19 protein-coding genes are annotated in these 18,120 nt (G+C 40.4%); 17 read left to right on the top strand and 2 right to left on the bottom strand.

Annotated features, from left to right (window positions below; all coding sequences use genetic code 11):
• Nucleotides 1-12: 12 nt before the first annotated feature.
• The 4 genes from DUT70_RS07000 to DUT70_RS06985 all read left to right on the top strand — a co-directional run bounded on the left by DUT70_RS07000 (nucleotide 13) and on the right by DUT70_RS06985 (nucleotide 4,893).
• The gene (locus DUT70_RS07000) at nucleotides 13-1,371 is read left to right on the top strand and encodes a TolC family protein (protein WP_240432055.1); all 1,359 of its coding nucleotides are present in this window, start codon (nucleotides 13-15) and stop codon (nucleotides 1,369-1,371) included.
• A complete protein-coding gene (locus DUT70_RS06995) occupies nucleotides 1,349-2,707 on the top strand; it encodes an efflux RND transporter periplasmic adaptor subunit (protein WP_240432054.1) in 1,359 nt (452 codons plus the stop codon). The genes DUT70_RS07000 and DUT70_RS06995 overlap by 23 nt, the downstream gene beginning before the upstream one ends.
• A gap of 7 nt (nucleotides 2,708-2,714) precedes the next feature.
• Complete coding sequence (locus tag DUT70_RS06990; RefSeq protein ID WP_240432053.1) at nucleotides 2,715-3,947, top strand: efflux RND transporter periplasmic adaptor subunit; 1,233 nt, start codon at nucleotides 2,715-2,717, stop codon at nucleotides 3,945-3,947.
• Between the two features lie 394 nt (nucleotides 3,948-4,341).
• A complete protein-coding gene (locus DUT70_RS06985) occupies nucleotides 4,342-4,893 on the top strand; it encodes a DUF3347 domain-containing protein (protein ID WP_240432052.1) in 552 nt (183 codons plus the stop codon).
• A gap of 17 nt (nucleotides 4,894-4,910) precedes the next feature.
• Here the strand turns inward: DUT70_RS06985 and DUT70_RS06980 are convergent, their stop codons facing one another.
• Nucleotides 4,911-5,744, bottom strand: coding sequence for a carboxylesterase family protein (locus DUT70_RS06980; RefSeq protein WP_113646618.1), 834 nt, complete (start codon nucleotides 5,742-5,744; stop codon nucleotides 4,911-4,913).
• Nucleotides 5,745-5,837: 93 nt separating this feature from the next.
• Here DUT70_RS06980 and DUT70_RS06975 point away from each other — a divergent pair, with 93 nt between their 5' ends.
• Together DUT70_RS06975 and DUT70_RS06970 are read left to right on the top strand one after the other, a co-directional pair.
• Nucleotides 5,838-6,137, top strand: a complete 300-nt coding sequence (locus tag DUT70_RS06975) for a hypothetical protein (RefSeq protein ID WP_113646617.1) — start codon at nucleotides 5,838-5,840, stop codon at nucleotides 6,135-6,137.
• 9 nt (nucleotides 6,138-6,146) lie between these two features.
• Entirely contained in the window at nucleotides 6,147-6,908 is a 762-nt protein-coding gene (locus DUT70_RS06970; protein WP_113646616.1) for a DUF2931 family protein, read from the top strand.
• Between the two features lie 210 nt (nucleotides 6,909-7,118).
• Here the strand turns inward: DUT70_RS06970 and DUT70_RS06965 are convergent, their stop codons facing one another.
• On the bottom strand, nucleotides 7,119-8,087 hold the full coding sequence (locus DUT70_RS06965; RefSeq protein ID WP_113646615.1) for a GlxA family transcriptional regulator: 969 nt from the start codon (nucleotides 8,085-8,087) through the stop codon (nucleotides 7,119-7,121).
• 120 nt (nucleotides 8,088-8,207) lie between these two features.
• Between DUT70_RS06965 and DUT70_RS06960 the strand changes: the two genes are divergently transcribed.
• The 11 genes from DUT70_RS06960 (at nucleotide 8,208) to DUT70_RS06910 (ending at nucleotide 17,468) form a co-directional block, all read left to right on the top strand.
• Nucleotides 8,208-8,708 carry a DinB family protein gene (locus DUT70_RS06960; protein ID WP_113646614.1) on the top strand — a complete coding sequence of 167 codons (501 nt, stop codon included), beginning with the start codon at nucleotides 8,208-8,210 and terminating at the stop codon, nucleotides 8,706-8,708.
• Nucleotides 8,709-8,711: 3 nt separating this feature from the next.
• A complete protein-coding gene (locus DUT70_RS06955) occupies nucleotides 8,712-9,212 on the top strand; it encodes a DinB family protein (RefSeq protein WP_113646613.1) in 501 nt (166 codons plus the stop codon).
• A gap of 108 nt (nucleotides 9,213-9,320) precedes the next feature.
• Nucleotides 9,321-9,782 (top strand): VOC family protein, encoded by a 462-nt coding sequence (locus DUT70_RS06950; protein ID WP_113646612.1) that lies wholly within the window; start codon nucleotides 9,321-9,323, stop codon nucleotides 9,780-9,782.
• Between the two features lie 41 nt (nucleotides 9,783-9,823).
• Nucleotides 9,824-10,234 (top strand): VOC family protein, encoded by a 411-nt coding sequence (locus DUT70_RS06945; protein ID WP_113646611.1) that lies wholly within the window; start codon nucleotides 9,824-9,826, stop codon nucleotides 10,232-10,234.
• Between the two features lie 130 nt (nucleotides 10,235-10,364).
• Nucleotides 10,365-10,667, top strand: coding sequence for a hypothetical protein (locus tag DUT70_RS06940; protein ID WP_113646610.1), 303 nt, complete (start codon nucleotides 10,365-10,367; stop codon nucleotides 10,665-10,667).
• 142 nt (nucleotides 10,668-10,809) lie between these two features.
• Nucleotides 10,810-11,244 carry a DUF2147 domain-containing protein gene (locus DUT70_RS06935; RefSeq protein WP_113646609.1) on the top strand — a complete coding sequence of 145 codons (435 nt, stop codon included), beginning with the start codon at nucleotides 10,810-10,812 and terminating at the stop codon, nucleotides 11,242-11,244.
• Between the two features lie 4 nt (nucleotides 11,245-11,248).
• Nucleotides 11,249-12,268, top strand: a complete 1,020-nt coding sequence (locus DUT70_RS06930; protein WP_162926585.1) for a WD40/YVTN/BNR-like repeat-containing protein — start codon at nucleotides 11,249-11,251, stop codon at nucleotides 12,266-12,268.
• 151 nt (nucleotides 12,269-12,419) lie between these two features.
• Complete coding sequence (locus DUT70_RS06925) at nucleotides 12,420-12,794, top strand: response regulator transcription factor (RefSeq protein WP_113646608.1); 375 nt, start codon at nucleotides 12,420-12,422, stop codon at nucleotides 12,792-12,794.
• A 19-nt stretch (nucleotides 12,795-12,813) separates the two neighbouring features.
• A complete protein-coding gene (locus DUT70_RS06920) occupies nucleotides 12,814-13,959 on the top strand; it encodes a HEAT repeat domain-containing protein (RefSeq protein ID WP_113646607.1) in 1,146 nt (381 codons plus the stop codon).
• Complete coding sequence (locus tag DUT70_RS06915; protein ID WP_113646606.1) at nucleotides 13,959-15,416, top strand: glycosyltransferase family 2 protein; 1,458 nt, start codon at nucleotides 13,959-13,961, stop codon at nucleotides 15,414-15,416. The genes DUT70_RS06920 and DUT70_RS06915 overlap by 1 nt, the downstream gene beginning before the upstream one ends.
• Before the next feature lie 6 nt (nucleotides 15,417-15,422).
• Nucleotides 15,423-17,468 carry an LTA synthase family protein gene (locus DUT70_RS06910; protein ID WP_113646605.1) on the top strand — a complete coding sequence of 682 codons (2,046 nt, stop codon included), beginning with the start codon at nucleotides 15,423-15,425 and terminating at the stop codon, nucleotides 17,466-17,468.
• The last annotated feature ends 652 nt before the right edge of the window (nucleotides 17,469-18,120 follow it).

The raw sequence follows: 18,120 nt of genomic DNA, 5'->3' as shown, positions 1-18,120 counted from the left end.
GAGGAACTTACATTGTCCAAAGATTTAGCTTTGCTGAGCACTTCGTGGTTCTCGGTTACACTCGAAATGACGGGTAAGGAGCGTTTAGTGCAAGGGGGGGAATTGCAGAACAATACTTTCCGCTTTGTAGGCATGGTGTTAATAGTCTTGTTGTTATTATTTCCAGCATTTGCACAAGCGCAGAAAGTGCCAGTATTGCCTTTAGATAGTGTTTTACAACGCATTGATGCTAATAATTTATTGCTAAAATCGTACGGGTTAAAAGCAGAGGCTTATCAATACAATGCCAAAGCAGCTACGGCTTGGATGGCACCCATGGTTGGGGTAGGGACGTTTATGACGCCTTATCCTGGACAAATGATTATGGATGGTAGGGATAAAGGTTCTTTGATGCTGCAATTGGAGCAAGACATTCCCAACTTTGCCAAGCAAAATGCGCAAAAGAAATACATTGAGTCGAAAGCAAAGGTAGAGCGTGCCACTAGGGATGTTACCTTAAATGATTTTAAAGCACAGGCCAAAAAGTTGTACTACGCTTGGTTGGTGGCACAGCAAAAAATAGCGGTACTGGATAAGAGTACGCAAATTATGCAGACCATGAAGAAGATTGAGGAGATCAGGTATCCTTTCAATCAATCGAAATTGGGCAGCGTTTACCAAACTACCGCAAAACTGGAGGAAACGGAAAATATGAAGCGTATGCAGTTGGGCGAAATTGGCAAGGCCAAAGCTTGGTTAAATAGCCTAATGAACAGACCAGGAAATACAGATTTTGTTATAGATATTACTTATGAACCGCAATTTGTAGCCGCTTCCAATTTAGATACCGCAAGTTTGGCGATGGCCAGAAAGGATATTCAAAAGATGGACTATAATATCCAATCGATGCAGCTGAATATTGCTTCGATGAAAAAGCAAAGCAAGCCAGATTTTAGGTTACGCTTTGACCATATGTCGCCTTTAGGCTCGGGAATGCCCAAAGCTTTTAGTGTGATGGGAATGGTGAGTATTCCTATTGTGCCGTGGTCTTCTAAGATGTACAAATCGGAAGTGAAGGGCATGCAATATGAAGTAGAAGCCATGCAAATGGAAAAGGCAGCCATGTTACAAGAAACGCAGGGCATGCTTTATGGGATGCAGTACCAAATTAAAACCATGCAACAGCAAATTACTGCGATGGAGAAAAAGATTATTCCAACCCTGCAGAAAACCTTAGATGTAAGTGTGTTGTCGTACCGTGAAAATAAAATGGAGCTTCCTGAGGTGATTGCAGCTTGGGAAGCCCTTAACATGATGCAGAGCAACGTGCTAGATGAAAAATTGAAACTTTACTTAATGATTGCGGATTATGAAAAGGAATTGTATAAGTAAGCTATTGACCCGCATTATTTTGATTGGAGACGGAAATCAGAGGTTGTTAAAGTCCAAAGATTTAGCTTCGCTGAGCACTTCATGGTTCTCGGCTACCGAAGTAGCGGTACAAGTTACGCTCGGAATGACGAAAGTTAGCGCTAGAATGCTGATGTTATTGGCGACCGTGACGCTATTGATCACTTCTTGTAAAAGCAAGCCTCAAAAGGCACATCATGATTTGGGAAAGATTACCGTTGATAGTACGCTAAAGGCTTTGGTTAAACCTTCCAATGAATTAGTGGTGGGTAAAACAACTTTGGTAAAGGCTAGTCACGAAACCAAAATCTTGATGGCTGAAGTGCAGGGGATTGTGAATTACGATTTGCGTAGTGAGACCAGTGTGGCGAGTAGAATTGCGGGTCGTTTGGAAAAACTGTGGATCAAATACAATTATCAGCCCGTTAGAAAAGGACAATTGCTTTTTGAGATTTATGCCCCAGATTTAGCGGCGGCACAACAGGAACTGATCTACCTTTCGCAGAGTGAGGGCGACCAAGCACTTTTGGAGCGAGCAAAACAACGTTTGATGTTGTTGGGAATGAGTGCACAAAGTGTTCAAGCGGTTTTACGCAGTAAGAAAGTCAATTATCGTATTCCAGTATATAGCCCTGCCGATGGTTTTATTTTAGAAAAGTCGGCAACAAGTACAGGACCTGCTGCAGCAAGTGCCTCGATGGCTCCAAGTAGTAGCGGTGGAGGTGATGGTATGTCTGGAATGAGCGGTGGCAGTAGTAGCGCAAGTGCTGCGCCTGCGCCAGCAAAGGTTGAAAGTACACCAGTACTGTTGCGAGAAGGACAATATGTAAGTGCAGGGGAAGCGTTGTTTACCATTTATAAAAGTAACCAATTGCTTGCTGAATTTATGTTGAAGCCTGATTTGGCATCCTTTGTAGCTAAAGGCACTAAGCTGGCTTTCTTTAAAACAGTAGATAAGGCAGGTACCTTTCAAACGGCTGCAATTGGCATGATCCAACCGACCATTAAAGCTGGAGAGAACTTCACCTTAGCTAGGGTTTACCTTAATGAGCCAGGTTTTAAGGCAGGCGAAATATTGACGGCTAAAATTCCTGTATTGGTGCCACGTAGTTATTGGCTGCCAGCATCTGCAGTGTTAACCATGGGCAACAAAAGTATTGTGTTTAAAAAGGAGGGTGCTGTAATGGTGGCCCAAAATGTTCAAACTGGATTGCGGATGAATGGCATGGTACAGGTTAAAAGTGATGTGGCTGATTGGCAGTTGGCTAAAAATGCTGCTTATTTAGTGGATAGTGAAAGTTTTGTGAAATCAAAATAATAGCGTGATGAGAATTACAATCAACTTATTGATAGCCCTGTTGATGTCGTGGGTGTTGCTGGGCTGTAAGGGCAGTGGTAATGAAACGGAGAAAGGGCATGAGGCGCATGCGAAAAGTGGGGCTAAAGAGGCCGAGAAGCCATCTCAAACTTTTACTTGCCCGATGCACCCTCAAGTTGTTAAGCACGAAATGGGTACTTGCCCTATTTGCGGAATGGACTTGGTGCCATTTGAAAAAAACAGCAATGATAAAAGCGTGAAAGTGGATGCTCAAAGGCAATTGCTGGCCAATATTGGCACTTTGAAGTTGGGCGATGCTGGACAGGTGAATAACCAGACGGTGTTGAATGGAAAACTAGTGGTTGACCCACAACAAAGCAATTATATTTCGGCCCGCATTGCGGGAAGGATAGAGCAGCTTTATATGAGAGAAACGGGTGTAACTATTGCTAAGGGACAGGCTTTGTTTAAGCTTTACTCTGAACAGTTGGCTACTTTACAACAAGAGTATTTAATGGCTTTGGCACAACAGCAACAGTTTGCAGGTGATAAATTGGAGCAACAATTGGTAGCCTCGGCCAAGCAAAAGTTATTGTTGTACGGACAAACGGAAGCACAGGTGCAGAGCTTGAGTAAAACCAAGCAGAAAAGTCCTTATGTAACGGTTTATGCTACGCAAAGCGGTGTAGTAGCCGAGTTAAGTGTTACCCAAGGACAATACGTTTCTGAAGGCAGTCCCTTGATGCGTTTGGAGGGCTACCATCAATTATGGGTAGAGGCTGATCTTTATCCGAATGAAGCAAAGTTGATTAAAAGCGGTCAGAAACTTAAAGTGATTGTGAACGGTTGGGAAGATCAGGCGCAATGGATGACCGTTGATTTTATTAATCCGTCTTTACAGGTAGGAACACAGCTCACTCAAATGAGAGGTAGCATTCCCAATGTAAAGGGACAATGGCAACCTGGTTTGCAGGTGAAAGTATTGTTGGATGGAGAAAGCTCGAGCAAGGGGCTGACTTTGCCTATTGATGCCGTGATTAGGGATGGAAAGGGCGAACATGTATGGATCAAAACTGGTAAGGATAGTTTTGAGCCTAAAGCAGTAACTACAGGAGCGGCCAATGAAAATAGCGTAGTGATTGCTTCGGGGCTTAGTGCAGGTGAAGAAGTGGTGGTTACTGGTGCCTATTTGTTGTATAGTGAGTATGTGTTAAAAAGGGGGAAGCATCCTTTGGGATAGTTGTGTTGGTAACTGGCATTGGCTTAACGGGTTTAATTACGCCTCAATAGCCAGCGTGTCCTAGTCCTTTTTTATGGAAAAAAGGACCAAAAACCACCGACTGCATCTGGCATTGGAGAGTTGGTGGTTTTGCCAATGGTTGCTGACCGCACCAGCCAAGGTCGGGTTTGACGGAGAACGTTGGGTTTAACGGGCTAGCGCTAGGATGCTAACAGCGGCAGAATTAAGGGTTGACGATCGGTGCTGAACTTTTAGAAATTGTTTAAAATTCGCTCCCAATCACTTTTATCACAGAGATTGCTTCGTTCCTCGCAATGACGTAAATGGGGTCGTCACTGCGAGGAACGAAGCAGTCCCTAAAGGATTTATCAAATAAAAAACAATGATTAAAAATATGAAAGTAATAATAGGTTTAACAGCAGCAGTAATGTTATTAGCTGCATGTAATACAACTTCTGAAAAGAAAAATGGACACCAACATCAACATGGCGTACAACAGGAGGTTCAGCAAAAAAATGTTGCGCAGCCTAGTGCTAATGAAGTAAGTTTAAAAGACGATCAATTGAACTTGGTTTATCAGCAATATTTATTGCTGAGCAAAGCTTTGGTAAATTCGGATATGGCAGGAGCTAAAGAAGCAGGAATGGCGGTTGAGCTTGGTGCAAAGGCCATTAGCAATGGTGGCAAGTTGGCTAGCTTGGCGGCAAAAATTACCGCTGCGGCTAACATTGAAGCACAAAGGATCTTGTTTTCTGATCTAAGCAATGAAATGCTGGCGAAAGTAAAAGCGGTAGGCTTACAATCTGGCGAAGTGTATGTGGAATATTGCCCGATGGCTTTAAATGACAAAGGCGCATCTTGGTTGAGCAACCAAAAAGAAATCAAAAACCCGTATTACGGCGAAAGTATGTTGGAATGTGGTGAGGTTAAAGAAACGTTGAAATAGTGATTAGTAGCTAGTGGTTAGTGTTTAGTAAGTTTCCATTTGAATAACCATTTGGCCAGTTCATCTGTGGCTAATAAGGGGTAGTTGATATTGTTGTGATTCAAGTTTTCGTAAATGGTAAAACGGGCTTTGGTATTTCCCTTTAATAGTTCAAAAAGTTTCTGGCTACCTGAAAAAGGATTTTCGTCATCTTGCTTGCCGTGGATCAACCAAATGGGCTTGTTTTTAATGCTGGCTAAATTAGAAAAATCGGGTACTCCCGCTACGGCAATAGCAGCGGCAAACAATGTTGGTTGTTGACTCCATAAATGCTGCACAGTTGATCCGCCCATAGAATAGCCAATCAGGTAAATCCTTTTGGTGTCTATTTGCGGATTCTTGGACATTTCTATAATCAATTGAAGTAAGGCTTGCAGGTTTTTTTGAGGCGTAGCTGTCGTTACTTGGTAGGCATCGTTGAAGGCATATTGCGTTGGTCGGGTTTCAAATTGAGGAGCCAATACAAAAGCTGGAAACTTTGTCCTCATTGCTGCTGCTAGCCAAGTTCTGGTTAACGGTTCTAATTGATTTTCGTTGTCATTGCCCAATCTTGATGAATTATGTAGTGCGATAATCAATGGGTATTTTGCACTGCTTTTGATTTCCTTGGGAGCTAATAACCGATAGGGTAGCACTACTCCTGCGGTGTTGTATGTTAATTTCTCAAATGGTTTTGCATCAAGCGAGTTAAGCTGTTTCCTGCTCAATGCAAATGCAGCACTGTCGAATGGTAGTGTTTTAGTTTCCGATTTTTGCGCATAAAGTGGCAGTGCAATCAGTAGGCAATAGCAAAGAATAAGTTGTTTTTTCACGATTGATCAATTATAGCTGCTAAAATAATCTCTTTGAAGCGAACAAAGCAATTTTATATTTGTATGGTTACTAGTTATCACAGAGAGAATTTTATGGAGAAAGAGACACTTAAGCAAAAGAACAGTAGTTTGTCGGTCATCATGATTGGCGTTAACTTACTGTTGTTACTAATTTTCCTGAATATCACGCCCAACTCTGAAAATGAGCAATTCGAGTCGATTATTTTCATAAGCTTCGCTTTTGTGGTATTGATGGGTTTGTATGCTTTCAGTTATCATGGAAAAGCTTATCGAGCGGGCAAATGGATCTTCGGCATTGCTTTGGTGATTTTCTTAATCTTTATGGGCCTAATTTGGTACGCAGCGCAATTGGGCAAAGCCTTTCAACATTAATACTGTTTTATGAAGTTCAACCTCGTTAATAAAATATATATCGGTATGGCGGTGGCGTTGGTATTGGCTAGCCTTTGGAAAATATGGCGATTTAAGCCTTGGGACAGACACTATTTTTTTGCCAGTGTAAATGCGCCTTATACCTTTCCTATCTATATCCGCGACATTTATTTCTTATATCCAGTAGGGGATGAATATGGAGAGGGATTTTCTTACACCAGGGAAGAAGTGAATAATTTTAATAGTCATTGGGGAAATGAATATTATTCTCCGCGGGTGTCAGATCCCCTGCGTTTTCCTAAGCAATTGGTATTGCAGTATGTTTCGTATAGGGATAAGAAGTTTTACAGGGATACCTTGGATTTACCTCAGCAATTGATTGAGGATACCTTTAAAGAAGCTAAAGAAAAGAATCAACTGTTGGTAATGTCTACCAACCTTGGGGGTGAAGAAAAGAAGGGTTTACATTTTGTAGTGGGAATTGCTAATGATGGGAATTTGATGGTTTGGCTAAGGGGGGTGTATTTGGAGAAGTTATTGTTGAAAACGCAATTGAAGGCTCGTGAACCTAAAGCAGAGGATTTGTACTATGCGAAGCCTTTGAGTAAGCAGGAGTATTACGATAAGATGTTCAGGTTTATTCCCGATACTTTGAAGGATTTGATTGATCGTGGGGTTGACCGTAATGCAAAGTATATTGATAGCCCTACGCACTATATTGAATTGAATAAAGATTATTGGGAAGCTGAGAAGAAGCGGATTAAAGAGTAAATGTTTGATTGTTGAATTGTTGGTTTTTTAGTGTGGTATCCTCTTTCTGAATGACGGGTCGTCATCTCGATCCCGAACTTTCGGGAGAGAGATCTAACGATTGAAACACCCCGCCCGTTGGGCACCCCTCTTAAAGAGGGGAGTTTTCTTATGTCATTCCCTCAAATAGGTTTTAGCAGCGTGTGAGATTTACCAGGAATGACAGATTAATTACCTTACTTGAAATTTCTCCCTGTATTGCGTTGGGGTCATTCCAACACTTTTCTTAAATACTTTCCTAAATGCTTTTGCATCGTTATACCCAGAGCTATAAATGATTTCGTTCATTTGCTGGCTGGTTTTTTCTAACAGTTGTTTAGCGGCCTCGATTCTAGTTTGCTGTAAATACTCAATAGGGGTAATGCCTGTAATCAATTTAAAACGGCGAACAATGTTTCTGCGACTGGTCGGGATATCCTTAATCAGTTCTTCGATAGTCGCGGCATCGTGGTAGTTCTGTTCAATCCTTCGCTGCGCTGTGGCTACCAATTCATCGGTATGATCTTTGGAAGGCTGAAAGGTGCTGAAGTATGATTGATTTTCCCGGTCCATATCAATGGCAAATACCTTGGCAATACGAATGGCCATTTCCCTACCACAGTATTCATGTATCAAGTGGAGCAATAAATGGAACGAAGAAGTGGCACCACCGCTGGTATATAAACGACCATCCTGCGTAACTGTTTTATCTGCCTTAAGCTTTACATCGGGGAAAGCATTGGCAAAGCCATCGCTGGCATCGACATGAGTAGTGGCAATTTTGCCGTTTAAAAGGCCACTGGCTCCCAATAGAAAAGCACCTGTGCAAAAACTGCCTAAGCAAGCTCCTTTCTGATATTGTGCAACAAGGTGAGGGATACACTTTTGGTTGGCCATTAGCGAGGCCTGCATATTATCGGAGGTAAAGGCTGGGATTAAGATGATCTGCATCAAAGGGGCGTCCTTTAAATCCGTTAGTTGATAACCTAAAGCTTCTTTGGTTTGCGCTATGGTTTCTTCACTAGCAAGGAGGTAAATGTCAAAAGGAACTGCTTGTTCACTCGCGGCAGAAAATTTATTAACGGTTTCGAATACTTCTAATACTGCCGCTACGCTCAACAGCTTATAATCTCTGCTTAAGAGCAATCCTATTTTTTTCATGTCTATATTTTGGTAGACCTAAATTACTAAAAATGTCGCGAATGCCCCCGAACTTTGACGACAATGGCAAGCTATGATTGGGCAAAACCGCTGTAACTTAGTGTTATAAAATTTAAAGCTATGAACATTAAACCAATTAGTAACAGAATGTACGGGTTTTTGGTACTGTACGATATGCACACTACTTATTACCACAACGTATTGGATGGCATAAAGGATGAAGATGCGCTGAAACGTTTAGATACAAAGGCCAACCATATTGCATGGATTGCTGGAAGTTTGCTGCAAGAACGTTTTGAACTGGGCAATTTAATGGGACTATCGTTACAGCAAAGTGCCGATGAGTTGTTTAAGCATCATCAAGGAATTAAGGAAGGAGAAAAATATCCTTCGCTAAAAACTTACGAAGAAGAGTGGGATCGTATATCGCCGATATTAAGAGAAAAACTTTTGAATGTGAGTGAAGAGGAATTGGATAAAGTGATTTATTTTCCAGTGGAACAAATGAGCTTCCCCTTGTTTGAAATGGTGAGTTTTAACACCTATCGTGAAGCGAATTGCATTGGTCAAATTGCATTGTGGCGCAGGTTGCTAGGTTACGATGCCATGAAATACATGTAAGCGATGGAAAGTAAGACAACCCTTGTAAGTACTTTAGAAAGTACTTTTTCGGAACTGGACAAGGCCATTAAACGCTTTGATGAAAGTACCTTTAACCAAAGGCCAGCAAAAGGCGGCTGGACACCTGCGCAAGTAGCGCAACATTTAGCTTTGGCAGGAACTGGAATAGATGACGTATTGTTAGGGGAAACTCGAGCAACAGAAGGAGCTCCCGATAGACAGGTTGCTAGCATCAAAGACGTATTTCTCAATTTCGATTTGAAGATGACTTCGCCAGATTTTATTGAACCTGCGGATGAGGTTTATGACCAAAATGCTTTGTTAACCCAGTTAAAAAATGTAGGCGATACCCTTGTAAAGTTGGTGAACGATATCGATTTAAGTCCGACTTGTTTAGCTTTTGAAGTTCCTGTATGGGGATACATGACACGGTTGGAAATTATCCATTTTGTGATTTACCATACTCAGCGACATACCCGCCAGCTTCAACAAATAACCTTTTAAAAAGATGTCTTAAATGCCCTCAAAGTTGACCTGTTCGGCAACGTGGAAAGCTAAAAAGGGCCGTTAAATTTGTAACCAACAATTATCTCAAATCAAAATAATAAAGCTATGATTATTAATCCTTATTTAAACTTTAACGGTAATACTGAAGAAGTTTTCAATTTTTACAAAGCCATTTTTGGCGGAGATTTTCCTTTCTTAATGCGTTTTAACCAAGCACCTCCTGAATCAAATGATCAAGAAGGTTGTATGGACCAAGGTATTCCTGAAGATGAGGCCAACGGGATCATGCATATTGCTCTTCCTATCGGCAAAAGTATGTTGATGGGGACTGATGTGCCCTCGACCATGCCGCAAGTGACCGCTGGAACTAATATCTCCCTTTGTGTAAGTGTAGATAGCCGTGCAGATGCCGACAGAATTTTTGCTGCGCTTGGCGAGGGTGGAACGGTGCAGATGCCTATGGCTGACATGTTTTGGGGCGATTATTATGGCATGCTAACCGATAAGTTCCAAATTCAATGGATGATTAGCTATAACGAGGCGCAGGACGGAAAGGCTGCTCAATAATATCATGTTACTTGTTATTTAATGACCAAAACTTAGCAGAGATGGGTAGAAAAATGTTTTTGAATATTCCTGTGAAGGATCTAAACAGGTCCATTGATTTTTACACCAAATTGGGCTTTAGCTTTGATCAGCAATTCACCAACGAGGATGCAACGAGTATCATTTTGGGCGATGATATTTTGGTGATGTTGCTGCGAGAAGATTTTTTCAAGAAGTTCACCAATAAACCTGTTGCTAACGCAAAGGAAAGCACCGAGGTGTTAATCTGCATTTCTGCCCAAAGTAGGGAAGAAGTAGATGAAATGGTTGAATTAGCCATTGCAGCTGGTGGTTTTTCGCCAGTGCCCACGCAAGACCATGGCTGGATGTATGGCCGTAGTTTTGAAGACCCTGACGGACATATTTGGGAGATCTCTTATTTAGACATGAACAACCTTCCAGAAAAGGCTTAAACTAATGCAATGAGCAACACTGATAAAAATAAATGAAGTGTTGCTCATATTGCTATTTACTTTAGTATCTTTATTATAGCTCTTTAAAAAAAACTAGATTTTTATTTGCTTTATCGCCCACTATCAAACGATGATCGAGGTATTCAAAACAAATATAGACAGCACTTTTGTAGCTCAACAAATTGTTGACGAGATCAAAGCAATGCCTTTGGGTGTTGATGCTAGTTTTGACCTTGAAGATTGTGACCACATTTTACGGGTGTGTGGTGATTTTGAACCCATCCTACTTAAAGACCAAATCATTACCCTATTCCTTTCCAAAGGGTATACCGCCACGCCTTTAGATGATCATGATGATTTTGCAGTATATCAAGCAGAAGAGCAGTTATTGGAGACTCAAGCTGGGATTATTGCTTTTTTGAGCATCAGGTAATGCTCCAGCATCCTCTAAATTTGATGCTGTGATGTGCTTTGCGGGTTACAACCTTTTAGCGTATACTACCTCTTAATTTTTAATTTCTTGAAACTTTTGTGGCGCTTAATCCTTAACTTTATAAAGATTAAATATCAAGATTATGTTAAGGAAAACTTCATTATTGATTGCGTTCATAGCGTTTTCGCTACAGTTATTTGCACAAAAGAAAGACGATATATTGGGTAAATGGGTTAATCCATCGGGTGAAGGCCAAATAGAAATCTACAAACGTGGAGAGAAATTTTTCGGTAAACTGGTTTGGATCAAAGAACCTAATGATGAAAAAGGAAAGCCAAAAACCGATGATAAAAATCCTAATGAGAGTTTGCGCAACAAGCCTGTTTTGGGCTTAGAGATTCTGAAAAACTTTGAGTTTGACGGAGGTAAATGGCAAGATGGAACGATCTATGATCCCAAGTCGGGCAAAACCTATAGCTGTAAACTTACTTTAAAAGAACCTAATCAATTAAGCATTAGAGGTTTTATTGGCGTGTCGTTAATCGGTAGAACCGAAGTTTGGAAACGGATAAAATAAAGTAATGCATAAGCTCTTCAACATCTTATTATTCTTGGTATTGCCTTTTTGGGCAGTTGGCCAAAGTTATCAACTTAAACCTTTGGTTACCGATGCTAAAATTAGCATGCGTGGTTTGGCGGTAGTCAATAAACAAGTGATTTGGGTGAGTGGCACCAAGGGAACCATCGGAAAATCAGTAGATGGAGGTAAAACCTGGAAATGGATGCAACCAAAAGGCTATGAGAAACTTGATTTTAGGGACATCCAAGCTTTTGATCAGCACAAGGCTATTGTCGTGAATGCAGGATCGCCAGCTTACATTTTATCAACTGTTGATGGTGGTAAAACTTGGCGAGAAAATTACAAGAATACAGATAGCGCCGCATTTTTTAACGGGATGGATTTTTGGGATGCTCAAAACGGTATCGTGTTCGGAGATCCAATTCATCATCAAATGCAACTGCTGCGTACTGATGATGGGGGCTTATCCTGGAAAAATATTTCTGAAAAGCTCAAACAGCCAATGAAAGTAGGAGAGGCAGGTTTTGCTGCCAGTGGGACTTCTATTAAAACCGCAGGAAACGGAAAGGTTTGGATTGCTACTGGTGGTGTAGTTTCCAACATCTATTATTCGGCTAATTATGGTCAAAGCTGGAAAGTTTTCAAATGTCCCATTATACAAGGAGAAAATAGCACAGGTGTTTTTTCTATTGATTTTTTTGATGAAAAGAATGGCGTAGCGGTTGGCGGTAATTATTTAAATGATAAGGATAACCAAAATAATGTGCTATTGACCAGTAATGGAGGCAAAAAATGGAAAAAGCCCATTCAACCTGTAAGTGGTTATCGTTCGGGAGTGACCTTTGTAACCAAAGATTTTTTAATAGCCACTGGTACTTCGGGTACTGATATTTCAAGAGATGGTGGCAAGCGTTGGCAAAATATTTCGGGTTTGAGCTGTAATGCAGTGAAAGCATCCGATGGATTAGTGATCCTAGTAGACGGAAAAGGACAAATTTATAGATTAGATACTGTCCTTTAATATCTCGTTTCCACATTGTGGGGAATTTAGTACTCCGAAAAAGAGTGTTTAACGCTATATTTGTATTTGATAACCATTGTATTTGCGAGTTTAGGCACATTCTTATAAGTGGTAAGAAAATTGTAATGTCATTAATATAACAGGAAGAAAGATGTCGAAAATATTAATTGCTGAAGATGAGGTTTTGATGCTTAAAGCTTTGGAGTTTAAACTAAAGAAAGATGGCTATCAGGTTGATGTGGCCGCCGATGGAAGGCAGGCTATGGAAAAGGTAAAAAGCAATACTTACGACCTAATTCTTACGGATATCATGATGCCTTTTGTGGGCGGAATGGAAATTTTGAGCTATATCAAAAACGATCCGATTAAGAAGAGTACTCCAGTATTATTAATTTCTGCGGTAGGTTTGGAAAATGTGGTATTAGAAGGTTTTCATTTGGGAGCCGACGATTTCATTTACAAACCCTTTAACCTTAACGAACTTTCAGTTAGGATCAAAAGATACATCAAGCAGAACGTTTTTTAGTAAACGATTGGCCTAAAACATGAACTTTTTCCAAACGATCTTCAACTACATCAGGGAAACCTATACAGATCGCTTATTTTATTTCCCATCTAATATTAGGATTTCGCTCCTGATCATTCTTTTCTGCGTGATTGCGGTATTGGAGCTTTATCTCTATATCAGTTTTAGGCGTGCGCAGCAAATTAAAAAGAAACGAGATGAGGCTAAATGGAAGGAGTATATTGATAATATGCTGGCTAATTTGGTGATTTTTGATGAGAGCGATAGTACGGAGGAGATTGTCGATCATTTTTATCCTAAAATGAGCAAGTTGCCATTGCGAAATCCAATTGTCAATCAAGTTTTAACAGCCGAAATTCTTACTTATCATAAAAACTTCACAGGCAAGATACAGGAAGTACTTTCTATTTTGTATAGGCGCCTTAACTTAGATAAGCAATCGAAGAAGAAAATCAACAATAAAAATTGGGAGGTAAAGATAGAGGGGATTCGTGAAGCGAATGAGATGCGTATTAAGGAAATGGCGGGAGAGATTATTAAGTATACTGATGATGAAAATGGCCTTTTACGTATGGAAGCGCAGGCGGCTTATATCAAACTATCTGAACAATATCCTTTTCGCTTTTTAGACAGGGCGCAAGAACGTATCTTAGATTGGCACCAAGTGGTATTGTTCGAAATCATTACCAAAAACAAGCAATTAGTCATTCCGTCTTTTTCACATTGGCTTCGTTCGCCCAATGATACGGTAGTGATGCTCTGTTTAAAGCTGATTGATCATTTTATGCAGTTTGATGCCTCACAAGAGGTGCAGCGACTTTTAAAGCACCATAATCCTAAAGTGGTAAAAAAATCGGTAGAAATTATTGGGAAATTGGAGTTGGCAGATGCAGAAAAACACATGTTTGAAGTGTATTTTGACCAGCCTGAAGAGATCAAGCTAGAGATATTGAACTCCCTAGGTAAAATTTCATCGGGTAACTATAATGAATTTTTATCATCGAGGATTTACTCTAGTGATCCAAAGATAAAAAAGGAAGCGCTATATGCCATTAAGAGAAACCCTGCGTATGGCGAAGCTAAGCTTAGAGAAATATATAAGCAAACTACGTTAGAGAACCAAGCCTTGATTAAACACGTTTTAGACCACCGTATTAAGCAATAATGAGAGAGTTTTTAGCCACTTTTGAGACCTTCTTTAACAATGGGATATTCTATTACGCGATGTTTGTAATGGGGTCGTATGTGGTGCTTACTTTGCTTTCGGCCATTGAAATGAATGGCTATATGAAAAAGAACAGCTATGTGAACTACCGTGAAATATTGGTATCGCCTTTGGCTCCGTCGGTATCCATTTTAGCACCTGCGTATAATGAGGAAGCAACCATTATCGAAAATATCCGATCGCTACTTTCGCTGCATTACGGTAATTATGAGGTAATCATTATTAACGACGGCAGTAAGGACAATACCTTTCAACGGATGTTCGACTATTATCAGTTGGAAAAGGTTGATTTTGCGGTGAACTATCAAATTCAGTGTAACGAGATCAGGGGCGTTTATAAATCCAAGTTACCTTCTTTTTCTAAGTTAACGGTGGTTGATAAAGTGAACGGGGGTAAGTCTGATGCGCTTAACGCAGGGATTAACGTAGCTGGAAAAGATTTGATTTTATGTATCGACGTAGATTGTATTGTACAGGAAGATGCTTTATTGAAACTGGCTAAGCCTTATTTGGAAGAGAAATATCAGGTGATTGCTACGGGTGGTGTGGTACGTATTGCCAACTCATGTAAGGTTGAGGATGGTAAGTTGGTGGAAGTGAACATGCCCAAAAATTTATGGCCGCGTTTTCAGGTGTTGGAATACATTCGTGCTTTTTTAATGGGACGTATGGCTTGGAGCCGATTGAATGGTTTGTTGATCATATCAGGTGCTATGGGCTTGTTTGATAAAAATATTGTGATTAAGGTAGGTGGCTACGACGACAGTACGGTAGGGGAGGATATGGAGTTGGTGGTAAGAATGAGACGCTACATGTATGAGCAGGATAGACGGTTTAAAGTGGTTTACATTCCCGATCCGTTGTGCTGGACAGAGGCTCCTGGTGACTTGCAGATTTTGGGCCGTCAGCGTAACCGTTGGACTAGGGGTACCATAGAAACCTTGTGGATGCACAAAGACCTTTTCTTTAATCCCAGATATGGTATTTTAGGGATGCTAAGCTATCCTTATTGGTTCTTTTTTGAATGGTTGGCGCCTATCATCGAGTTTTTGGGTATCAGTATTTTTATACTGCTAGCTTTAATGGGGAACATTAACTGGGAGTTTTCGCTGATCTTGATTTCTATGGTTTACTTCTTCTCACTGGCGTTGTCTACCATAGCCATTTTATTCGAAGAGATGTCGTACCAACAGTACACTAAGGGCGGTGATTTGGTAAAGCTGTTATTGGCTGCTTTCTTAGAGCCTATTTTGTACCATCCTTTAACGGTGTATTGGTCTATCAAAGGAAATATCCACAAGTTTATAGGGAAGAATAATTGGGGAGCGATGACCCGTAAAGGTTTTAAGGAAGAAAAAAAGACTGAAGAAGTACCACAACAAACAACGACTATTTAGATAGATATGGAAAATACTTTTTTTGAAGCACCAGAATATCCAGTTTTAGACAGGTTTAAGAATAGCGCCATACTGTTTATTAAATATGCAGTAGCGCTGTTGGCAACGGTGTTTTTTATTAAGCTACTGGAGTATACTTACATTATCATCAAAGGTAATATCCCATCGGAATTTTTCTTGTTGGCTTTAAAGTCATTGTTTTTTGATGTGATTTTTGTGCTTAAATGTTTGCCAGTGCTTTATTTGCCCTTTTTGCTCTTCTTCTTCTCGTTGAAAGTGAAAAAGCAAATTTACATTGCTGCGGGTATCATTTTTAGCATTTATATTCTCATTTATCTTTTGCTGCTCAAATACTTTTTTACGGCTTTGGTACCGCTTGGATCTGATTTTTATGGCTATTCATATGCCGATATCAAGCAAACTGTATCAGCAGGTTTAAGTATTGACTTTTTGAGCATCGTTATTTTCATTTTACCATTTGTGTTTTTATGGTTTGCGCTTAAAATAGCTGCCAGAATAAAGTCTTTCAACTATCGTATTGCCGCAGGAGTGTTGGTGGTTTCGTTGGCGTTACTTTATTTTAATGTTTCTTCATTGCCGTCGCAAACTGGTTTTAAGAGGGATTATGAGTACAATGTGGCCATTAATAAGGAAGCATTTTTCTTTGAGAATAGCTATGCTTACTTTTTTGATAACGAACCTAATGTAGATATTTACGCGGCCAACTACTTTGAAGATGGTGCTGATGGCGGAAACGCTCTTGGTCCACAAATGAAGTATGTGAATAGCGCTTATCCTTTTTTGAGAGAGGAAAATACCGCAGATGTGTTAGGCAACTTCTTTAATGTGGACAGTGCCAGAAGACCTAATATTGTTTTTATTCAGGTTGAAGGTTTAGGAAGGGCCTTTAGTGGACCTAATTCTTATTTGGGAAGTTTCACACCGTTTTTAGATCAGTTAAGGGGTAGAAGTTTGTACTTTGAGAACTTTTTGGCTGCACAGGGACGTACTTTTGCTTCATTGCCTTCTATTTTAGGTTCGCTGCCTTTTTTTGATAAAGGCTATAACGAATTGGGGGCACGTATGCCAAAAGCCTTTACTACTTTGGGTTTGCTAAAACATAATGGCTACCACTCGTCGTTTTTAATGAGCACTGATGTGGCTTTTGATAATGAAGGGCTTTTTATCCGATCGCAAGGGGTTGATGAAATCATTTCTAAAGCTAACTTTAATGATTTTCCTGCGGCGCACAACTCTTATTGGGGTTACCCTGATTTGGACCTGATGAAGAAAGCCATCGGTTATTACGCCAAGTTGCCAGGCAGCCAACCTTTTGTAAGTTATATCCAAACCATCTCCATGCACACGCCTTATAAGGTGCCAGAAATGGATCGTTATTATGGCTTAATGGAAAGTCAAATGAACAAATTGGGCTTTGATGAGGGGCAAAAAGGGGAGCACAGAAACTACAAAGACCAATATGCGACCATCATGTACAGTGATGAGGCGTTGAAATATTTCTTTCAGGAGTTTGCTAAGCTTCCTGCGTATCAAAATACCATTTTCGTGATTACAGGTGACCACAGGCTACCTGAAATCCCAATGTCGACCAAGATTGATCGTTACCACGTGCCTTTGATCATTTACTCGCCTATGCTTAAACGCAGTGCCAGTATTAGGGCAGTATCAAGTCATTTGGATATTACACCTTCGTTAATGAAGTTTATGCAAGCTAATTACAAAGTGAAGACACCTAACGTGGTGACTTGGGTAGGTACTGGCTTAGACACGGTAAGACAGTTTAGAAATATACATCGCTACCCGCTTAAACAAACTGTTAGTGACTTGATCGACTATGTTTCGGGCGAGTACTTTTTAAACGGACAGACTTTGTTTAACATCGGTGATAATTTTGACTTGCAGCCGATGCAGGATGATAACCGAAAAAATCAGTTGATTGGCGAGTTTAATCAATATAAATCGCAGAACAACCAAATTATACAAACACTTAAGTTATTGCCTGATAGTGTTTATAAGAAATTTAAGCCCTAGGCTTAAAGCATGTAATTAAATGATGAGCGCTGAACCTCGTAAGTGTTAAAACTTGCGAGGTTTTTTTTAGACCCTCTCTGTCCTTTGGACATCTGTCCCTAAGAGGGTGAGAGGTGTGCTTGGGAAAGGTTTGTGCAAATCCTAAAGTTTAGTAGTAAGCATAGTTAAGCAGTGTCAGTCCCCTCTACTTTGCAAGGAGAGGGTTAGGGAGAGGTTTGTGAAGACTCTAAAGTTTAGTAGTAAGCATAGTTAAGCACTACCAATCCCCTCTCATTTTCAAGGAGAGGGTTAGGGAGAGGTTGGTGTTGTATGTTTCACCCTCTCTGCCTATGAAAGGAAGACTTACGAAGTTTTCAAAACTTCGTAAGTCTAGCTAGGTTCACGGTTCAAACTGCATAGGTTTCTTGTATTAGGATTCCCAATCGAGTTGGGAATGACGAAGAGACAGCGCTAGTGCTTGGATGATGTAAACGTTCATTTGCCGTCATTCCCGTGTATACGGGAATCTTAAAGGACTTGATCATAAAAAACTATGTGGTTTATGAAAGGTTTCTTGTATTAGGATTCCCAATCGAGTTGGGAATGACGAAGAGACAGCGCCAGTGCTTGGATGATGTAAACGTTCATTTGCCGTCATTCCCGTGTATACGGG

This window comes from Pedobacter chitinilyticus, assembly GCF_003313385.1.
Taxonomy (GTDB): domain Bacteria; phylum Bacteroidota; class Bacteroidia; order Sphingobacteriales; family Sphingobacteriaceae; genus Pedobacter; species Pedobacter chitinilyticus.
The sequence above is the reverse complement of the archived record's forward strand: the minus strand, read 5'-3'. Positions and strand labels throughout refer to the sequence as shown.